We start from the raw sequence: 16,435 nt of genomic DNA, 5'->3' as shown, positions 1-16,435 counted from the left end.
TGGATCAGTCGATGCAAAAGCAGCGCTCGGTCGCCCGCATTCTCGGGGCGGTGGTTGGGTCTCTCGGTCTCATCCTCGTCGTCATCTGCGCCTACGCGCTGAAGCTGGCGGTGACGCGCTATTCGGACAGCAACCGCATCGTCTCGCTCACGATTGCGAGCCGCGACCTGACCAACACGCTGGTGATCTTTCGCCTGGAGCGCGGTGACACGCTGAGCTATCTGGCCTCCGCCGCGCCCGCGCCCGACAGCGTCATGAGCAGCCTCGCCGAGCAGCGCGCCACCGTGCAGAAGAATTACGCGCAGGCCTTGCAGAGCCTCGCCTCGGTCGATGCGCCCGGTCTCAACGAGAAGCTCGACAAGCTCCGCGGTATCTGGGCGCAGCTCGAGGAGCTGCGGCCGCGCGCGATCACTGCGTTGAAGCAGGAGAAGGGCGCGCGTGAAGCGAGCCTGCAGCCGAGCTGGGCCAAGATCAGCGACGGCTTCATGGATGCGATCGGCGACGTCACCGCCCATGTCGACAACGCGATGACGCTGATCGACTCCGTGGTCGATCGCCTCCTGATCGCCAAGCAGGCCGCCTGGCAGGCCCGCGCCAATGCCGGCCAGACCATTCTCGTCCAGTTCTCCTCGATCCTGGCCAACAAGACCTGGACCGCGGCCGACGGCGTCACCTTCGCCGATCTGCGCGGCCGCATCCAGCAGTCCTGGCTGGCGGTGCGCGACCTCAGCCCGAACGTGGCCTCGCCCGAGCTGTTGCAGGCGATCCGGACTGCCGAGCCGGAAATCTCCGGCGCGCTCAGCGACGAACGCAATGCGATTGCGACCAAGCTGCTCGCCGGTGAGCCCGCCGGCGTTGCCGGCATCGACTATCGCGATCGTCAGCTGGTTGGCGCCAACAACGTTGTCATCGTCACGCAGACCGCGCTCGCCAACATGATTTCTCGGGCCGAGGAGGGCGCCTCGCGCGCCCGCTTCAGCCTGATCCTGTTCGGTCTCCTGATGCCGGCCTCGCTGGCGCTGATGATCGGCGGCCTGATGCTGATGCGCAACCGCGTGATCCGTCCGCTGACCGCGATCACCGGCGTGATGACGCGCTTTGCCGGCCATGATTTCGCCAGCGACGTGCCGGGCCTCGACCGCAACGATGAGATCGGCCGCATGGCGTCGGCCTTGCAGGTGTTCAAGGGCGCCATGATCAACGCCGAGCGTCTCTCGGGCGATCAGGCGGCCGAGCGCGCCGACAAGGAGAAGCGCGCGAGCGAGCTCACGGGTCTCGTGCGCCAGTTCGAAAGCCGGATCGGCCAGATGGTGCAGACATTGTCGAGCGCGTCAGGCGAGCTGGAGACGACGGCGCGCTCGATGTCGGGCACGGCGGCGGAAGCCCAGGCCCAGGCCGGCTCGGCCTCGACGCTGGCCGACCAGGTCGGCGGTGGCGTGCAGACGGTCGCAGCTGCGGCCGAGGAGCTCAATGCCTCGATCCGCGAGATCAACCGCCAGGTCGAGCAGGCGAGCCGCGCCACCGAGCATGCGGTCGTCACCGTCAAGGAGACCGACAGCACCATGCGTGCGCTCGCCGACGGCGCCGACCGCATCGGCGAGGTCATTGGTCTCATCACCTCGATCGCGGGCCAGACCAATCTGCTGGCGCTCAACGCGACGATCGAGGCTGCGCGCGCCGGCGAGTCCGGACGCGGCTTTGCAGTCGTGGCGAGTGAGGTGAAGAACCTCGCCGCGCAGACTGCGAAGGCCACGGAGGAAATCAGCACCCAGATCACGGAGATCCAGGGCGCGACGCAGAAGGCAGTCTCCGCCATCGACGGCATCGTCAAGACCATCGAGGAAGTATCCAGCATCAACCGCGTCATCGCCGCCGCGATCGAAGAGCAGAACAAGGCGACTGCCGAGATCGCCAACACCGTGCAGCACACGGCCGAAGCGACCTCGACCGTGACCCGCAACATCGCAACCGTCTCGTCGGCGGCCAACGAGACCGGCCGCGCAGCCTCCGGCGTGCTGAAGGCGGCTGCAGACCTGTCGAGCCAGTCGTCATCGCTCACGGGCGAGGTGGACAGCTTCATCAGCAGGGTGCGTGAAGTGGCGTAAGCAGCGGAGCGGAAGCGCGGTTCGTAAGCCTGCTACGACGGGCCAAGATATCGAGATTGAAATAAAAGCGGATAGACCGGAGGCCGGGATCGGACCATATTCGGCGGCATCACTTGCGGGGCAGTCAGCAAGGGAGCCACCGAATGTACGCCAATATCCTCTTGAGCACCGATGGTTCGGACGTCGCAAGAAAAGGCGTTGAGCATGGGATTGCTCTGGCGAAAGCCTTGAATGCCAAAGCGACCATCGTCACCGTGACTGAACCGCAGCCGATCGATTATGGCGGCGGACACGATTCAGGATGGATTCCTTCGAAGGAAGAGATCGATCATTTTGACGCAGCCTGCAAGCAACACGCGGGCAAAGTGCTGGATCAAGCTCGGTCCATGGCAGAGCGGATCGGGCTGTCGGTAGAACTCCTACACGTCCCGAATGCGCACCCAGCCACCGCGATTGTCGAAACCGCAAAGTCCAGAGGCTGCGACTTGATCGTCATGGCCTCACACGGCCGGCGCGGCCTCAGAAAACTGTTTCTGGGAAGTCAGACATCCGAAGTTCTCGTCAACGGAAGCGTTCCGGTCTTGGTCGTGCCGTAGTCGCTGCCACTTCGGTCGGCTGGGGCGCTATTTCGCTCCGTCAGCCGAGATCGGCTCCATGCCGCTGGCGATGATCGCGTCGCGCGCCGCGGGGGAGGCGAGGAATTTGATCAGCGCCCGGCCGGCCTCTTGTTCTTTCGAGACGGTGGCGATCCCGGCCGAGAAGATCGTGATCTGCTGAATTTCTTTCGGCAGGGCGCCTACGATGTCGATGCCCTTTACGGGCTTCAGTTCGCTGATCTGCTGGAAGCCGAGCTCGGCCTCGCCATGCGCGACGATCTCGCCGACCGGAGTTGCCGGGATCTTTCGCGCCTTGTCCTTCATGGCCTCAGTGATGCCGAGCTTGTCGAACATCTCGGTCGAGACGTAGACGCCGCTGGCGCTGTCGGAATAGGCGATCGTCTTCGCAGCCAGGAGCGCCTGCTTGACCGCGTCGACCGAACTGATGTCCGGCTTCGGCGCGCCCGACTTCACGGCGACCCCGATCGGCGACCGAGTCAGGTCGACCTGGCTGCCGGCCACGACCTTGCCCTTGTTGACGAGATCAGTGAGCGCGTAGCCCACCATGATCAGCACGTCCGCCGGTTCGCCGCGCTCGAGCCGGACCGGAATCGCATTGGTGGTGGTGCCCATCGACGGCCCGTAGGCGGTCAGCACCTTGTTGCCGGTGGCTTTCTCGAATTCCGGCACGAGCGCCTGATAAGCAGCCGTCAATCCGCCCGAGATCATCACGCGGACTTCGGCAGCGTGGGACGGGCCAGCCAGCCACAGGACGCCGAGAAGGCCCAAAGCAACGCCACGGAATTTCGCGGATATCGATGTCATCGTCATTGGTCTCCAACTAGCCCCGGCCGCGATAGGGCGCGACGCCTTGCTCGGGCACCCACAGGCCTTTCGGCACTCGGCCGGTCTGCCAGAACACGTCGATCGGGATGCCGCCGCGCGGGTACCAATAGCCGCCGATACGAAGCCATTTCGGCTTGATCTCGGAAGCAATGCGCTTGCCGATCATCACGGTGCAGTCCTCGTGGAAGGCGCCGTGATTGCGGAAGCTCGCGATGTAGAGTTTGAGCGACTTCGACTCCAGCAGCCACTGGCCGGGTGCGTAGTCGATCATCAGATGGGCGAAATCCGGCTGGCCCGTCACCGGGCAGATCGAGGTGAATTCCGGCACGGTGAAGCGCACCAGATAGTCCGTGCCCTTCTGCGGATTGGGCACACGATCGAGCTGGGCTTCTTCCGGTGTGTGCGGCCATTCGACCGCACGGCCGAGTTGGAGTGGTTTCTTCGCCATCGTGCTTCGCGTCCTTTTGGGGACGCTTCTTTAGGCGATCGTCTGGATCATGACCACCCTGTCGTTGCCGGACTCGCAGCCCCAGAGCTCGCCCGGCCGGCCGTCGAGCTGGCGGACATTGGCGTTGGCGCGGTCGCTCGGGAAGCTGATGAATTTCTCCGTGGCGGGGTCGAATCGCACGATCGCGTTGGCCGAGAAATCGGTCAACCAGACCTTGTCCTTGTTGTCGACGTAGACTGCGTAGGTGCGGGGACGGTCGCCCGGCAGCTTCCAGGTCCTCCAGGAGCCATCAGCGGGGTCGTGCACCGACACATGCCCGCTGTTCCACTCGCTGACCCAGATTCGGCTCTTGGAGTCCGACCAGACCCGCCGTGCGCCCTGATTGGGCGTCGGTGGCTCGACGACGGTCGCGTTGCCGGTCGCAAGATCGATCTTCGCGATATAGCTGCCGGCGAGCGAGGCATACCAGAGGTCGCCCTTGGGCGTTACGGTGAGGCCGTAGGGGCCGACGCCCTTCGGCGCCTTGAACAACGTCAAATCGCCGGATTGCGGTGTCAGCCGGCCGTAATAGCCGGACTGCCCGGTGAACCAGTAGGTGCCGGCTTTGTCGAACACGCCGGTGTTGAGATTGGCGTATGCGAACTTTTCCGGCAGGCGCAACAGGGTGACCTTGAGATCGCCAGGGTCGACCCGTGCAATCGCGTTCTGGCCGCCTTCTGTGATCCAGGGCGCGCCGTCCGGTCCGATCGTCACGCCATGGGGGGCCGCGCCCTGGCCGAGGCTGACTGTCTTGAAGGTGCCATCCTTCGGGTCGAGTCTGCCGAGCATGCCCTTGCCCTGTGCGGTGAACCAGACCGTGCCGTCGGGCGCAGGCGCGAGGTCGTGCAGGCCGATGCCGGGGCTGACGGGGAAAAATTTTGTCCGGAACGGGCCTTCTTGCGCAAAACTTGGGCGGGTCAAGAGAAGGGCGGCGCTCGAGACAAGAAACTGACGACGATTCATGGCGTTACCCCGACTGTTTCAGATTGAGGTTGGACGCGCGGATCAGATGCCGTCAAGCTTAGTCCGAGGCACTTCGCGCGTCAGTCGAAGCACACCGTCCAAGCGTTCACATTTGCTTGCGCTCCGTGTAAGACCCGCGGCGAACCGATCAGCTCCAACGAACGGAAGTGCACATCATGACCGCCATCATCGACATCATCGGACGCGAAATCCTCGACAGCCGCGGCAATCCCACCGTCGAGGTCGACGTCGTGCTGGAAGATGGCGCGCTCGGCCGCGCCGCGGTGCCGTCCGGCGCCTCCACCGGCGCCCATGAGGCGGTCGAACTGCGCGACGGCGACAAGGCCCGCTATCTCGGCAAGGGCGTCACCAAGGCAGTCGGCGCCGTCAATGGCGAGATCTTCGAGGCCCTGAGCGGCCTCGATGTCGAGCAGCAGGCCCAGATCGACCAGATCATGATCGACCTTGACGGTACGCCGAACAAGAGCCGGCTCGGCGCCAACGCCATTCTCGGCGTCTCGCTCGCCTGCGCCAAGGCAGCCGCCAACTCGCTCGACATGCCGCTTTACCGTTACGTCGGCGGCACCTCGGCGCGGCTGTTGCCGGTGCCGATGATGAACATCATCAATGGCGGCGTGCATGCAGACAATCCGATCGACTTCCAGGAGTTCATGATCCTGCCGGTGGGCGCGTCCTCCTTCGCCGAGGGCCTGCGCTACGGCGCGGAAGTGTTCCACACGCTGAAGTCGGAGCTGAAGAAGGCCGGCCACAACACCAATGTCGGCGACGAGGGCGGCTTCGCCCCGAACCTGCCGTCGGCGGATGCCGCGCTGGAGTTCGTCATGAACGCGATCGGCAAGGCCGGCTACAAGGCGGACACCGACATCGTGATCGGCCTCGACTGCGCCTCGACCGAGTTCTTCAAGGACGGCAAATACGTCTATGAGGGCGAGGGCAAGACCCGCTCGATCTCCGAACAGGCGAAGTATCTTGCCGACCTGGTCGGCCGCTATCCGATCGTCACCATCGAGGACGGCATGTCGGAAGACGACATGGACGGCTGGAAGGAGATCACCGACCTCATCGGCAATAAGTGCCAGCTCGTCGGCGACGACCTCTTCGTCACCAACGTCAAGCGCCTCGCCGAAGGCATCAAGGCCGGCCGCGCCAACTCGATCCTGATCAAGGTCAACCAGATCGGCACGCTGACCGAGACGCTCGCTGCCGTCGAGATGGCGCACAAGGCCGGCTACACTTCGGTGATGTCGCACCGCTCGGGCGAGACCGAGGATTCCACCATCGCCGACCTCGCGGTCGCCACCAATTGCGGTCAGATCAAGACCGGCTCCCTTGCACGTTCCGATCGCACCGCCAAATACAACCAGCTCCTCCGCATCGAGCAGCAGCTCGGCAAGCAGGCGCTCTACGGCGGCAAGGCGGCAATCAAGGCGCTGGCATAAGCCAGCGCTTGAACAAGGACAGGGGAGGATCGACATGAGCGACGGCAAGACCGGACTGCAACTGCGTTCGCTGATCAAGACGAGCGGTGAGCTCGAGATCCTGCTTCTGGATGTGCCGACCCCCGAGCCCGCGGATGACGAGGTCGTCGTCCGCATCGAGGCGGCGCCGATCAACCCGTCCGACCTCGGCCTGCTCGTCGGCGCTGCCGACATGAGCACGGCCAAGGCGTCCGGTACGAAGGAGGCGCCAATCATCACCGCGAAGGTGCCTGACGGTGCGATGCGCGCCATGGGCGCGCGGCTCGACCAATCCCTGCCGGTCGGCAATGAGGGCGCCGGAATCGTCATCAAGACCGGCTCGTCGGATGCTGCGAAGGCGCTGATGGGCAAGACGGTCGCGATGATCGGCGGCGCCATGTACGCGCAGTACCGGACCCTGAAGGCGCGAGACTGCCAGCCGCTGCCCGAAGGCACGACGGCGGCTGAGGGCGCGTCCTGGTTCGTCAATCCGCTCACAGCACTCGGCATGACCGAGACGATGCGGCGCGAAGGCCACAAGGCGCTGGTGCACACCGCTGCCGCCTCCAATCTCGGCCAGATGCTGAACAAGATCTGCATCAAGGACGGCATCGGGCTCGTCAACATCGTGCGCAGCAAGGAGCAGGCGGAGATCCTGAAGAAGATCGGCGCCAAGCACGTCGTCGATTCCAGCGTGCCTGATTTCCTCGACGATCTCACCAATGCGCTGGTCGAGACCGGCGCCACCATCGCCTTCGATGCCATCGGTGGTGGCAAGCTCGCCGGCGACATTCTCAACTGCATGGAAATCGCGATTAACAAGACCGCGAAGGAATACAGCCGTTACGGCTCCAGCGTGCACAAGCAGGTCTACGTCTACGGCGGGCTCGATATCCGCCCGATCGAACTGCCGCGTGGCTTCGGCATGGCATGGGGTGTCGGCGGATGGCTCCTGACTCCGTTCCTGCAGAAGATCGGGCCTGCCGATATCGGACGTCTGCGCCAGCGCGTCGTGAGTGAATTGAAGACCACCTTTGCCAGCCACTACACCAAGGTGGTGTCGCTGCAGGAGGCGCTCGATCCCGCCAACATCGCGGTGTACGCCAAACGTGCCACCGGCGAAAAATTCCTCATCGATCCGAATAAATCTTCGTGATCTGCGGCGGCAGCTCAACCAAAAGAGATCTTGCCTTCTGAGCGAAGCGGGAGATTATTCCGCCGCGTTGAAAGCGGAAAAGCCGCACGCGCTCAGAAGGGGACATCTCCATGACCGATCTCAATCGCCGTCACCTGTTTGCAGGCGCCGCTGCAGTCGGCGCGGCCGCCGTCACTGGACTGCGACCAATCGCAACCAATGCCGCGGTGCCGCAAGCCGGCGCGCAGGCGCCGGGCTTCTACCGCTACAAGGTCGGCAGCTTCGAGTGCACCTCGATCAATGACGGTGCGCGCAGCTTCCCGATGCCGGACAAGTTCGTCGTCAACATTCCGAAGGACGAGGCGCTCGCCGCCGCCGACGCCGCCTACATGCCGAAGGGCATGGTCACCGTCCCGTTCAATCCGCAGCTGATCAACACCGGCTCCAAGCTCGTGCTGATCGACACCGGCAACGGCGTCGCCAATCTGGAGCCCAGCAAGGGCGCGGTCGGCCGCACCCTGCAAAACCTGCAGGCCGCCGGCGTCGACCCGAAGAGCATCGACATCGTGCTGCTGTCGCATCTGCATCCGGACCATACCAACGGCATCCGTCTGGCCGACGGCTCGCTCGCCTTCCCGAACGCCGAGATCATGGTGCCGGTGAAGGACTGGGAGTTCTGGACGAGCGAGGACAACGCCGCCAAGGCGCAGTCCAGCGAGATGATGAAGAACTACTTCGCCAACGTGAAGAAGACTTTTGCCGGCCTCGAATCCAAGGTGACGAAGTACGAGTGGGGCAAGGAGGCCGCGCCCGGCATCACCTCGATCGCGACGCCAGGCCACACGCCCGGTCACACCTCGTTCGCGGTCGCCTCGGGCGACAAGAAGGTGCTGATCCAGTCCGACGTCACCAACATTCCGGAGCTGTTCCTGCGCAACCCGGATTGGCACGTGGCCTTCGACACCGATGGCCCGCTCGCGCAGGAGACGCGCCACAAATTCTACGACATGGCGGCAGCCGAGAAGGCGACCGTGGTTGGCTTCCACTTCACCTTCCCATCGGTCGGCCATGTCGAGAAGGACGGCGCCAAGTATCGATTGATCCCGTCGGCATGGAATCCGACGATCTGACCGGATCACAAACTGACGCTGAAGATCGGGCCGCCGCTTGGCGGCCCGATTGTTTTGGGCCGGCGGTTGCGCCCGCCCAAACAAAAATGCCCAAAACAACCCCATGCACCGTAGAGATCGCTTGGGATTTTTGATTTCGGCGATACCGAATAAGAGTTGCTCCCTCGGGCAAAACAGGGGTATGGTGGCATAGTGGGCCGGCGCGGCTAGCGGCTTTGCCGTAGCCCAGATTGCGCTGCACCCTGTCGCGGCTCCTTTCGAGAAACTTAGCGTTTCCAAACCAGACCGGTTCATGCACTTGCATCCATCAGTCCAGATGGCTTAAGTGCCGCCCGGCACTTCCTCCCAAGGTTTCACCCAAGGACAATCCATGGCCTACAACATCGTCGTGATCGCCGGCAGCCTGCGCAAGGACAGCTTCTCGCTGAAGATCGCCAACGCGCTCGCGAAACTCGCGCCGGCCTCCCTCAAGCTCGAGGTCGTCACGCTCGCGGGCATCTCGTTCTTCAACCAGGATCTCGAGGGCGCGCCGCCCGCTGACTGGCTGGCCTTCCGCGAGAAGCTGCAGAAGTCCGACGGCGTCATCTTCGTCACCCCCGAATACAACCGCGCCATCCCGGGCGTGCTCAAGAACGCCATTGACGTCGCCTCGCGGCCCTATGGCAAGAGCTCGTTCAACGGCAAGCCGGTCGGCATCGTCTCCAACTCGCCGGGCCCGCTCGGTGGCGTCAGCGCCGCCAAGACGCTGCAGAACATCCTGCCGGGCATCACCGGCCCGATCATGCAGCAGCCCGAGATCTACCTGAACGCCGTCGGCGATGCCTTTGATGCCGAGGGCAATCTGGCCAAGGAGTCGCTCAAGCCCGTGCTTCAGGCCTATATCGACGCCTTCGCAGCGCACGTTGCCAAGCATCACGGCTGAGGCGACTCGAACCTCCGTCATGCCCGGGACAAGCCCGGGCATGACGATCGGTGGCGCGGGCAGGGGAGATTAGCACTCCCTTAACCAAGCTGGCCCATCTTGCCAAAATGGTCTCTCGCGCCCGCCTCAAATCGATCCTGACCGGTCTCGCCCTCTATGCGATGGCGGCCGCCATCGTCGGCTATTTCGGCGTCAACGCCTATACCGGCAAGTATGGCCTCAACGCCCGTCAGGAACTCGACCAGGAGATCATCGCGCTGACCAGCGAGCTGGCGCAACTCAAGCGCGAGCGCGCCCGGAGCGAGCAGCGCGTGTCGCTTCTGCGCACCGAGAAGATCGACCCCGACATGCTGGATGAGCGGGCCCGGTTCCAGCTCGACTATGTCAATCCGCACGATCTCGTTCGGATGATCCCGCAAAACTGAATCCTCCGCCTCCCACCGTCATCTGCCTGTCAGAGTCTTGAGACAAGACGGCAAGCCCGGCATCGATGCGATGCCGTGAAGATGGAGGCTTGCCATGACGAACAATCGTTCCCGACGAACCGTGCGTATTGGAGCGATGCTGTTCGGCGCAGCATTCCTGCCGCTGTCGATGGCGTGTGCGCAGACGGTCGCGCCGGCCGGTGCCAAGAATTTTCTGACCGTCGACGGAAAGGCGCCGCTGATCCTCGGACATCGCGGCGTGCCGGGACTGGTGCCCGAAGAGACCGAGGCCTCGTATGATCTCGCCGCGGCGCTCGGGACCGACGCGCTCGAAGAGGATCTGCACCTCACCAAGGATTGCGTGCTGGTTGCGCGTCACAACCCCTGGCTCGCGGACAACACCAACGTGGCCGAGGTGGCGAAGACCAATGCGGCGGTCGCGGCCCGCAAGCGCACGGTGCCCGGCGTGCGCGTCAAGGCGCCGGCTGCCGCTGGAACGCCCGCAGACTACCTCGTCGATCTCACCGATCCGGCCGATCCCAAATCGGTGCTGAAGTCATTGATCGTCGACGGTGAAGATCACACCAACGACTGGTCGATCACCGATTTCACCATGGCCGAGCTGAAGGAGTGGATCGGCGGCACCACCTACGATGCAGCCAACGAGCGGCCGAAGGTGTTCAACGGCAAATTCCCGGTCATCAGCTTCCAGGACATCCTCGATATCGCCAAGGCGAAGAGCAAGGAGACGGGGCGCTCCATCCTGGTCTATCCGGAAACCAAGAACCCGACCTGGAACAATGCCCAGGCCATCGCCAACGGCTGCGGCGCGCCCGGCAGTCATCCGCTCGAGGACGCCCTGATCAAGATCATCAAGGACAACGGCCTCAACACCAAGGGCGCGCCGATCCTGGTCCAGAGCTTCGAGCCCGGCAGCCTGAAATATATGCGCAGCCATGGCCTCGAGACGCGGCAGGTCCAGCTCGTCGACGGCAACGGCATTGACCTCAGGAACGGCAAGGTCCTGCTCAACAACATCACCAATTCCCGTCCGTTCGACTGGACGGTGGCCGGTGATGCGCGCCTGTACGATGCGATGCTGACGCCCGTGGGCCTGGCCGAGATCAAGACCTATGCCGACGGCATCGGTCCGTGGAAGGCCTATATCGTTCCGCTCAAGATCGCGGCGTGGAAGGATACCAATGCCGACGGCACGCCCTACAAGGGCTCGACGCCGGAGGCATCGACCCAGGAGGCAACCAGCCTGATCGCCGACGCGCACAAGCTCGGCCTGTTTGTCCACGTCTTCACGTTCCGGAATGAAAAGAAATATCTCGCGGCCGACTATCACGCCGATCCGGCCCAGGAATATCTCAAATTCTTCCGTCTCGGTGTCGATGGGGTCTTCACCGACTTCACGCACACCGGCGTTGCCGCCCGCGCGGCGTATCTGCGCGAGCTCGGCTGGTAAGTCCCGCGATACGAATCGGACACGCATCGGGGGCGTAGCGCCCCGAGATATGCGTGTCCGATGTCAGTGCCTCGTCTGCGTGCAGAGCTGTCGTTGGCGTCGAGCTAATGTTGCCTGATCAGCGCCCAAGGTTTTGCAAAGTTTCGGCCACGTTGCAGTGCGGCATAATGAAAGTCGTGCCATGCCGCTGCGGTGCTTTCACACGCGATTGAGTTAGGTTAGAGAGGACCTAGATTTCTCTGACCCGGAATTCCCATGGCCGCACCCAAGAAAGCCGCCGCAGGCGCTGTACAGGACAAGACCAACGGCGGCTCGCCCCCGGAATTCACCAAGGAGCAGGAGCTGAAGGCGCTCCGCGACATGCTCCTGATCCGGCGGTTCGAGGAAAAGGCCGGCCAGCTCTACGGCATGGGCGCGATCGGCGGCTTCTGCCATCTCTATATCGGCCAGGAGGCCGTGGTGGTCGGCATGCAGATGGCCCTGAAAGAGGGCGATCAGGTCATCACCGGCTATCGCGATCACGGTCACATGCTTGCCACCGGCATGGAAGCCAACGGCGTCATGGCCGAGCTCACGGGCCGCCGCGGCGGCTATTCCAAGGGCAAGGGCGGCTCCATGCACATGTTCAGCAAGGAGAAGCACTTCTACGGCGGCCACGGCATCGTCGGCGCTCAGGTCTCGCTCGGCACCGGTCTCGCCTTCGCCAACAATTATCGCAGCAATGGCAACGTCAGCGTCACCTATTTCGGCGACGGCGCGGCCAACCAGGGCCAGGTCTATGAGAGCTTCAACATGGCGGAGCTCTGGAAGCTGCCGGTGATCTACGTCATCGAAAACAACCGCTACGCCATGGGCACCGCGGTCTCGCGCGCTTCGGCGCAGCAGGATTTCTCCAAGCGCGGTGCTTCGTTCAACATCCCCGGCCTGCAGGTCGACGGTATGGATGTCCGTGCCGTGAAGGCTGCCGGTGATGAAGCCGCCGCCTGGTGCCGCTCCGGCAAAGGCCCGATGATCCTGGAGATGCAGACCTACCGCTATCGCGGCCACTCGATGTCCGACCCCGCAAAATACCGCACGCGCGAGGAGGTCGAGAAGGTCCGCCACGACCAGGACCCGATCGAGCAGGTGCGCAACCGGCTGCTTGCCGCCAAGGTGAGCGAGGCCGACCTCAAGGCGATCGACGCCGAGGTGCGCGATATCGTCAACGCCTCCGCCGACTTTGCCCAGCACGATCCCGAGCCGGATGCCGCCGAGCTCTGGACCGACGTTTACCGCTAAGCGCGCGCAAGCTTTCTTTTGGAGTCGATATGCCAATTCAAGTGCTGATGCCCGCGTTGTCGCCCACGATGGAAAAGGGCAACCTCGCCAAATGGCTGAAAAAAGAGGGCGAGACGATCAAGTCCGGCGACGTGATCGCCGAGATCGAGACCGACAAGGCCACCATGGAGGTCGAAGCGACCGATGAGGGCACGCTCGGCAAAATCCTGATCGCCGAGGGTACCGCCGACGTTCCCGTCAACACGCCGATCGCGACCATCCTCGCCGATGGCGAGAGCGCCGCCGATCTCGCGAAAGCACCTGCGCCGGCAAAGCCGGTTGCGGAGGCTGCTCCGCCCGCCGCCGCCAAGGCGGAAGCGCCCGCGCCGAAGGCCGCGCCTGCGCCGCAGGCTGTCGCCGAGCCGGATCCCGAAGTGCCTGCCGGCACCGAGATGATCACCCAGACCATCCGCGAAGCGCTTCGCGACGCCATGGCCGAAGAGATGCGCCGCGACGCCGACGTCTTCGTGATGGGCGAGGAGGTCGCCGAATATCAGGGCGCCTACAAGGTCACCCAGGGCCTGCTTCAGGAGTTCGGCGCCAAGCGCGTGATCGACACCCCGATCACCGAGCACGGCTTTGCCGGCGTCGGCGTCGGCGCCGCGATGACCGGATTAAAGCCAATCGTCGAGTTCATGACCTTCAACTTCGCCATGCAGGCGATCGACCAGATCATCAACTCCGCGGCCAAGACGCTCTATATGTCCGGCGGCCAGATGGGCTGCTCGATCGTGTTCCGCGGTCCGAACGGCGCGGCCTCGCGCGTTGCCGCCCAACACAGCCAGGACTACGCGTCCTGGTATTCGAACGTTCCGGGCCTCAAGGTCGTCGCGCCGTTTTCGGCCGCCGACTACAAGGGCCTGCTCAAGGCTGCGATCCGCGATCCCAATCCGGTGATCTTCCTTGAGAACGAGATGCTGTACGGCCACACCGGCGAGGTGCCGAAGCTCGATGACTTCGTGATCCCGATCGGCAAGGCACGGATCGTGCGTTCGGGCAGCCACGTCAGCATCATCTCCTGGTCGAACGGCATGTCCTATGCGCTGAAGGCTGCCGACGAGCTCGCCAAGGACGGCATCGAGGCCGAAGTGATCGATCTGCGAACGCTGAAGCCGATGGACACCGAGACCATCATCAACTCGGTCAAGAAGACCGGCCGTGCCGTCACGGTGGAAGAGGGCTGGGCCCAGAGCGGCGTCGGCGCCGAGATCGCTACGCGCATCATGGAAAACGCGTTCGACTATCTGGATGCGCCGGTCGCGCGTGTCACCGGCAAGGACGTGCCGATGCCCTATGCCGCGAACCTCGAGAAGCTCGCGCTGCCGACGGTGGCCGAAGTGGTCGAGGCCGCCAAAGCCGTCTGCTACAGGTAGGCCATGGTCGGTCCGAAGGAGCAGCCGCTGCCGCCCGACGTCCTCGCCCGCGATGATGCGGTCGAAATCCTGCGCGTGTTCGTGCTGGATGGCGGGCTGTCGATGGCGTTCCAGCGCGCCTTCGAGGAGCCCGACATGTGGGGCCTGCTGCTTGTCGATCTCGCCCGCCACGCCGCACGCGCCTATGCGCGTGAGAGCGAGTACACCGAGGAGGACGCCATGAACCGGATCCTCGAGATGTTTCAGGCCGAGATCGAGCGGCCGACGGATACCGGCACGACGACACCGCGCGGGAAGGGACACTGATCGTGGCGATTGAATCCTATCATTTCGATTTCATGCTGGAAGCGATCCGCGAGGCCGAGGCCTCGATCGCCCAAGGCGGCCTGCCGATCGGCGCCGTCCTGACGCGCGACAACAAGATCATCGCCCGCGGTCACAACAATCGCGTGCAGGAGAACAATCCGATTCTTCATGGCGAGACGAGCTGCCTGCGCGAAGCCGGCGCGATCTCGTTCCATGACACCGTCATGTACACCACGCTGTCGCCATGCTCGATGTGTGCCGGCGCGCTCGCTTTGTTCAAGGTTCAGCTGGTGGTGATCGGGGAATCCGTCACCTTCCCGGGCTCTAAGGATATTCTCGACAAGTTCGGAATTCCCTGGATCGACCTTGCCGACGACCGCTCCATCACCATGATGAAGAATTGGCGTTCCATCCCCGCCAATGAGCGCCTGTGGCAGGGCGACATCGGCAACTAAACCTGGTCTGCTCGTCTTCGATTTTGGAGGCGGCATTTTGCAAAGTTCTTCTTGAGGTCAGCATGCCCATCAACATCCTGATGCCCGCTCTCTCGCCGACGATGGAGAAGGGCAACCTCGCCAAGTGGCTGAAGAAGGAAGGCGACAAGGTCAAATCCGGCGATGTCATCGCCGAGATCGAGACCGACAAGGCCACGATGGAGGTCGAGGCCATCGACGAGGGCACGATTGCCAAGATCCTGGTGCCCGAGGGCACGCAGGACGTGCCGGTCAACGACGTGATCGCGGTGCTCGCCGGCGAAGGCGAGGACGTGAAGGCCGCGGGCGCCGCCAAGCCCAGCGCTTCGGCCGCGCCGCCCAAGGCCGCTGAAGCTTCCGCTGCTGCGCCGGCCGCCGCTCCTGCGCCTGCCGCGCCCAAGGCTGCGCCGCCGCCTGCGGCCGCTGCTCCGGCACCGCAGGCTGCCGCACCCGCTGCGCAGAGCAACGGTCATGCTGGCCGCGTGTTCTCATCGCCGCTGGCGCGCCGTCTCGCCAAGGAAGCCGGCATCGATGTCGGCATGGTCACCGGCACCGGCCCGCACGGCCGCGTCGTTGCGCGCGATGTCGAGCAGGCCAAGTCCGGCAAGGGACTCAAGGCACCCGCCGCGGCGCCGTCCGCCGCGCCCTCGGTCGCGCCGACCATGTCGGACAAGCAGATCCTGTCGCTGTTCGAGCCCGGCTCCTACGAGGTCGTCCCGCATGACGGCATGCGCCGGACGATCGCGCAGCGCCTGACCGCCTCGATCCAGAACGTCCCGCACTTCTACCTCACCATCGACTGCGATATCGGCAAACTCCTTGCCGCGCGCGAGGAGATCAATGCGGCCGCGCCGAAGGACAAGGAGAAGAAGCCGCTCTACAAGATCTCGGTCAACGACTTCGTCATCAAGGCGATGGCGGTCGCGCTGCAGAAGATCCCGAACTGCAACGTCAGCTGGACCGAGTCCGGCATGGTCAAGCACCACCACTCCGACGTCGGCGTTGCCGTTGCGATGCCCGGCGGCCTGATCACGCCGATCATCCGCAAGGCCGAGACCAAGACGCTGTCGACCATCTCCAACGAGATGAAGGACTTTGCCGCCCGCGCCCGCTCACGCAAGCTGAAGCCGGAAGAGTACCAGGGCGGCACCACCGCCGTCTCCAACCTCGGCATGTTCGGCATCAGCCACTTCACCGCCGTGATCAACCCGCCGCATGCGACCATCCTCGCGGTCGGCACCAGCGAGGAGCGCCCCGTCGTGCGCGGCGGCAAGATCGAGATCGCGAACATAATGAGCGTGACGCTCTCGTGCGATCACCGCGCCATCGACGGCGCGCTCGGCGCCGAACTGATCGGCGCATTCAAGCAACTGATCGAAAACCCCGTCATGATGATGGTGTGAGCCGC

The 16,435-nt window shown here is 64.0% G+C and carries 16 protein-coding genes; 13 read left to right on the top strand and 3 right to left on the bottom strand.

Annotated elements, in window-relative coordinates:
• Positions 1-11: 11 nt before the first annotated feature.
• Both V1280_RS07560 and V1280_RS07555 read left to right on the top strand, forming a co-directional pair.
• Entirely contained in the window at positions 12-2,105 is a 2,094-nt protein-coding gene (locus V1280_RS07560) for a methyl-accepting chemotaxis protein (protein WP_334521173.1), read from the top strand.
• Between the two features lie 143 nt (positions 2,106-2,248).
• A complete protein-coding gene (locus V1280_RS07555; protein ID WP_334521170.1) occupies positions 2,249-2,701 on the top strand; it encodes a universal stress protein in 453 nt (150 codons plus the stop codon).
• Between the two features lie 27 nt (positions 2,702-2,728).
• Here the strand turns inward: V1280_RS07555 and modA are convergent, their stop codons facing one another.
• The 3 genes from modA to V1280_RS07540 are packed head-to-tail and all read right to left on the bottom strand — an operon-like array spanning position 2,729 to position 4,997.
• Entirely contained in the window at positions 2,729-3,526 is a 798-nt protein-coding gene (gene modA, locus V1280_RS07550) for a molybdate ABC transporter substrate-binding protein (RefSeq protein ID WP_334521167.1), read from the bottom strand.
• 16 nt (positions 3,527-3,542) lie between these two features.
• Positions 3,543-3,995, bottom strand: a complete 453-nt coding sequence (gene queF, locus V1280_RS07545; RefSeq protein ID WP_334521164.1) for a preQ(1) synthase — start codon at positions 3,993-3,995, stop codon at positions 3,543-3,545.
• 30 nt (positions 3,996-4,025) lie between these two features.
• Positions 4,026-4,997: a Vgb family protein gene (locus V1280_RS07540; protein WP_334521161.1), complete on the bottom strand. Its 972-nt coding sequence runs from the start codon at positions 4,995-4,997 to the stop codon at positions 4,026-4,028.
• A 176-nt stretch (positions 4,998-5,173) separates the two neighbouring features.
• Between V1280_RS07540 and eno the strand changes: the two genes are divergently transcribed.
• From eno to V1280_RS07485, 11 genes are all read left to right on the top strand, one after another.
• Positions 5,174-6,457, top strand: a complete 1,284-nt coding sequence (eno, locus tag V1280_RS07535; protein WP_334521158.1) for a phosphopyruvate hydratase — start codon at positions 5,174-5,176, stop codon at positions 6,455-6,457.
• Positions 6,458-6,491: 34 nt separating this feature from the next.
• Positions 6,492-7,631: a zinc-binding dehydrogenase gene (locus tag V1280_RS07530; RefSeq protein WP_334521156.1), complete on the top strand. Its 1,140-nt coding sequence runs from the start codon at positions 6,492-6,494 to the stop codon at positions 7,629-7,631.
• A gap of 110 nt (positions 7,632-7,741) precedes the next feature.
• Entirely contained in the window at positions 7,742-8,740 is a 999-nt protein-coding gene (locus V1280_RS07525) for an MBL fold metallo-hydrolase (RefSeq protein ID WP_334521153.1), read from the top strand.
• A 370-nt stretch (positions 8,741-9,110) separates the two neighbouring features.
• Complete coding sequence (locus tag V1280_RS07520) at positions 9,111-9,662, top strand: NADPH-dependent FMN reductase (RefSeq protein WP_334521150.1); 552 nt, start codon at positions 9,111-9,113, stop codon at positions 9,660-9,662.
• A 107-nt stretch (positions 9,663-9,769) separates the two neighbouring features.
• Positions 9,770-10,087 (top strand): FtsB family cell division protein, encoded by a 318-nt coding sequence (locus tag V1280_RS07515; RefSeq protein ID WP_027529774.1) that lies wholly within the window; start codon positions 9,770-9,772, stop codon positions 10,085-10,087.
• A gap of 94 nt (positions 10,088-10,181) precedes the next feature.
• The gene (locus V1280_RS07510) at positions 10,182-11,558 is read left to right on the top strand and encodes a glycerophosphodiester phosphodiesterase family protein (RefSeq protein WP_334521145.1); all 1,377 of its coding nucleotides are present in this window, start codon (positions 10,182-10,184) and stop codon (positions 11,556-11,558) included.
• Positions 11,559-11,813: 255 nt separating this feature from the next.
• Positions 11,814-12,836, top strand: a complete 1,023-nt coding sequence (gene pdhA, locus V1280_RS07505; protein ID WP_334521142.1) for a pyruvate dehydrogenase (acetyl-transferring) E1 component subunit alpha — start codon at positions 11,814-11,816, stop codon at positions 12,834-12,836.
• 29 nt (positions 12,837-12,865) lie between these two features.
• The gene (locus V1280_RS07500) at positions 12,866-14,248 is read left to right on the top strand and encodes a pyruvate dehydrogenase complex E1 component subunit beta (protein ID WP_334521139.1); all 1,383 of its coding nucleotides are present in this window, start codon (positions 12,866-12,868) and stop codon (positions 14,246-14,248) included.
• Positions 14,249-14,251: 3 nt separating this feature from the next.
• Positions 14,252-14,554, top strand: coding sequence for a DUF5076 domain-containing protein (locus V1280_RS07495; RefSeq protein WP_148778189.1), 303 nt, complete (start codon positions 14,252-14,254; stop codon positions 14,552-14,554).
• 2 nt (positions 14,555-14,556) lie between these two features.
• Positions 14,557-15,009 carry a nucleoside deaminase gene (locus V1280_RS07490; protein ID WP_334521134.1) on the top strand — a complete coding sequence of 151 codons (453 nt, stop codon included), beginning with the start codon at positions 14,557-14,559 and terminating at the stop codon, positions 15,007-15,009.
• Between the two features lie 62 nt (positions 15,010-15,071).
• Positions 15,072-16,430 (top strand): pyruvate dehydrogenase complex dihydrolipoamide acetyltransferase, encoded by a 1,359-nt coding sequence (locus tag V1280_RS07485; protein WP_334521131.1) that lies wholly within the window; start codon positions 15,072-15,074, stop codon positions 16,428-16,430.
• Positions 16,431-16,435 lie beyond the last annotated feature (5 nt).

The sequence above is a fragment of the Bradyrhizobium sp. AZCC 2230 genome, from assembly GCF_036924495.1.
Lineage (GTDB): Bacteria > Pseudomonadota > Alphaproteobacteria > Rhizobiales > Xanthobacteraceae > Bradyrhizobium > Bradyrhizobium rifense.
The sequence above is the reverse complement of the archived record's forward strand: the minus strand, read 5'-3'. Positions and strand labels throughout refer to the sequence as shown.

Bases quoted from the DNA above. Each gene is read 5' to 3' on its own strand.
- V1280_RS07485 (WP_334521131.1), top strand. From the start codon at position 15,072: ATGCCCATCAACATCCTGATGCCCGCTCTCTCGCCGACGATGGAGAAG.
- V1280_RS07515 (WP_027529774.1), top strand. From the start codon at position 9,770: ATGGTCTCTCGCGCCCGCCTCAAATCGATCCTGACCGGTCTCGCCCTC.
- eno (WP_334521158.1), top strand. From the start codon at position 5,174: ATGACCGCCATCATCGACATCATCGGACGCGAAATCCTCGACAGCCGC.
- pdhA (WP_334521142.1), top strand. From the start codon at position 11,814: ATGGCCGCACCCAAGAAAGCCGCCGCAGGCGCTGTACAGGACAAGACC.
- V1280_RS07510 (WP_334521145.1), top strand. From the start codon at position 10,182: ATGACGAACAATCGTTCCCGACGAACCGTGCGTATTGGAGCGATGCTG.
- V1280_RS07525 (WP_334521153.1), top strand. From the start codon at position 7,742: ATGACCGATCTCAATCGCCGTCACCTGTTTGCAGGCGCCGCTGCAGTC.
- V1280_RS07555 (WP_334521170.1), top strand. From the start codon at position 2,249: ATGTACGCCAATATCCTCTTGAGCACCGATGGTTCGGACGTCGCAAGA.
- V1280_RS07530 (WP_334521156.1), top strand. From the start codon at position 6,492: ATGAGCGACGGCAAGACCGGACTGCAACTGCGTTCGCTGATCAAGACG.
- V1280_RS07520 (WP_334521150.1), top strand. From the start codon at position 9,111: ATGGCCTACAACATCGTCGTGATCGCCGGCAGCCTGCGCAAGGACAGC.
- V1280_RS07495 (WP_148778189.1), top strand. From the start codon at position 14,252: ATGGTCGGTCCGAAGGAGCAGCCGCTGCCGCCCGACGTCCTCGCCCGC.
- V1280_RS07560 (WP_334521173.1), top strand. From the start codon at position 12: ATGCAAAAGCAGCGCTCGGTCGCCCGCATTCTCGGGGCGGTGGTTGGG.
- V1280_RS07500 (WP_334521139.1), top strand. From the start codon at position 12,866: ATGCCAATTCAAGTGCTGATGCCCGCGTTGTCGCCCACGATGGAAAAG.
- modA (WP_334521167.1), bottom strand. From the start codon at position 3,526: ATGACATCGATATCCGCGAAATTCCGTGGCGTTGCTTTGGGCCTTCTC.
- queF (WP_334521164.1), bottom strand. From the start codon at position 3,995: ATGGCGAAGAAACCACTCCAACTCGGCCGTGCGGTCGAATGGCCGCAC.
- V1280_RS07540 (WP_334521161.1), bottom strand. From the start codon at position 4,997: ATGAATCGTCGTCAGTTTCTTGTCTCGAGCGCCGCCCTTCTCTTGACC.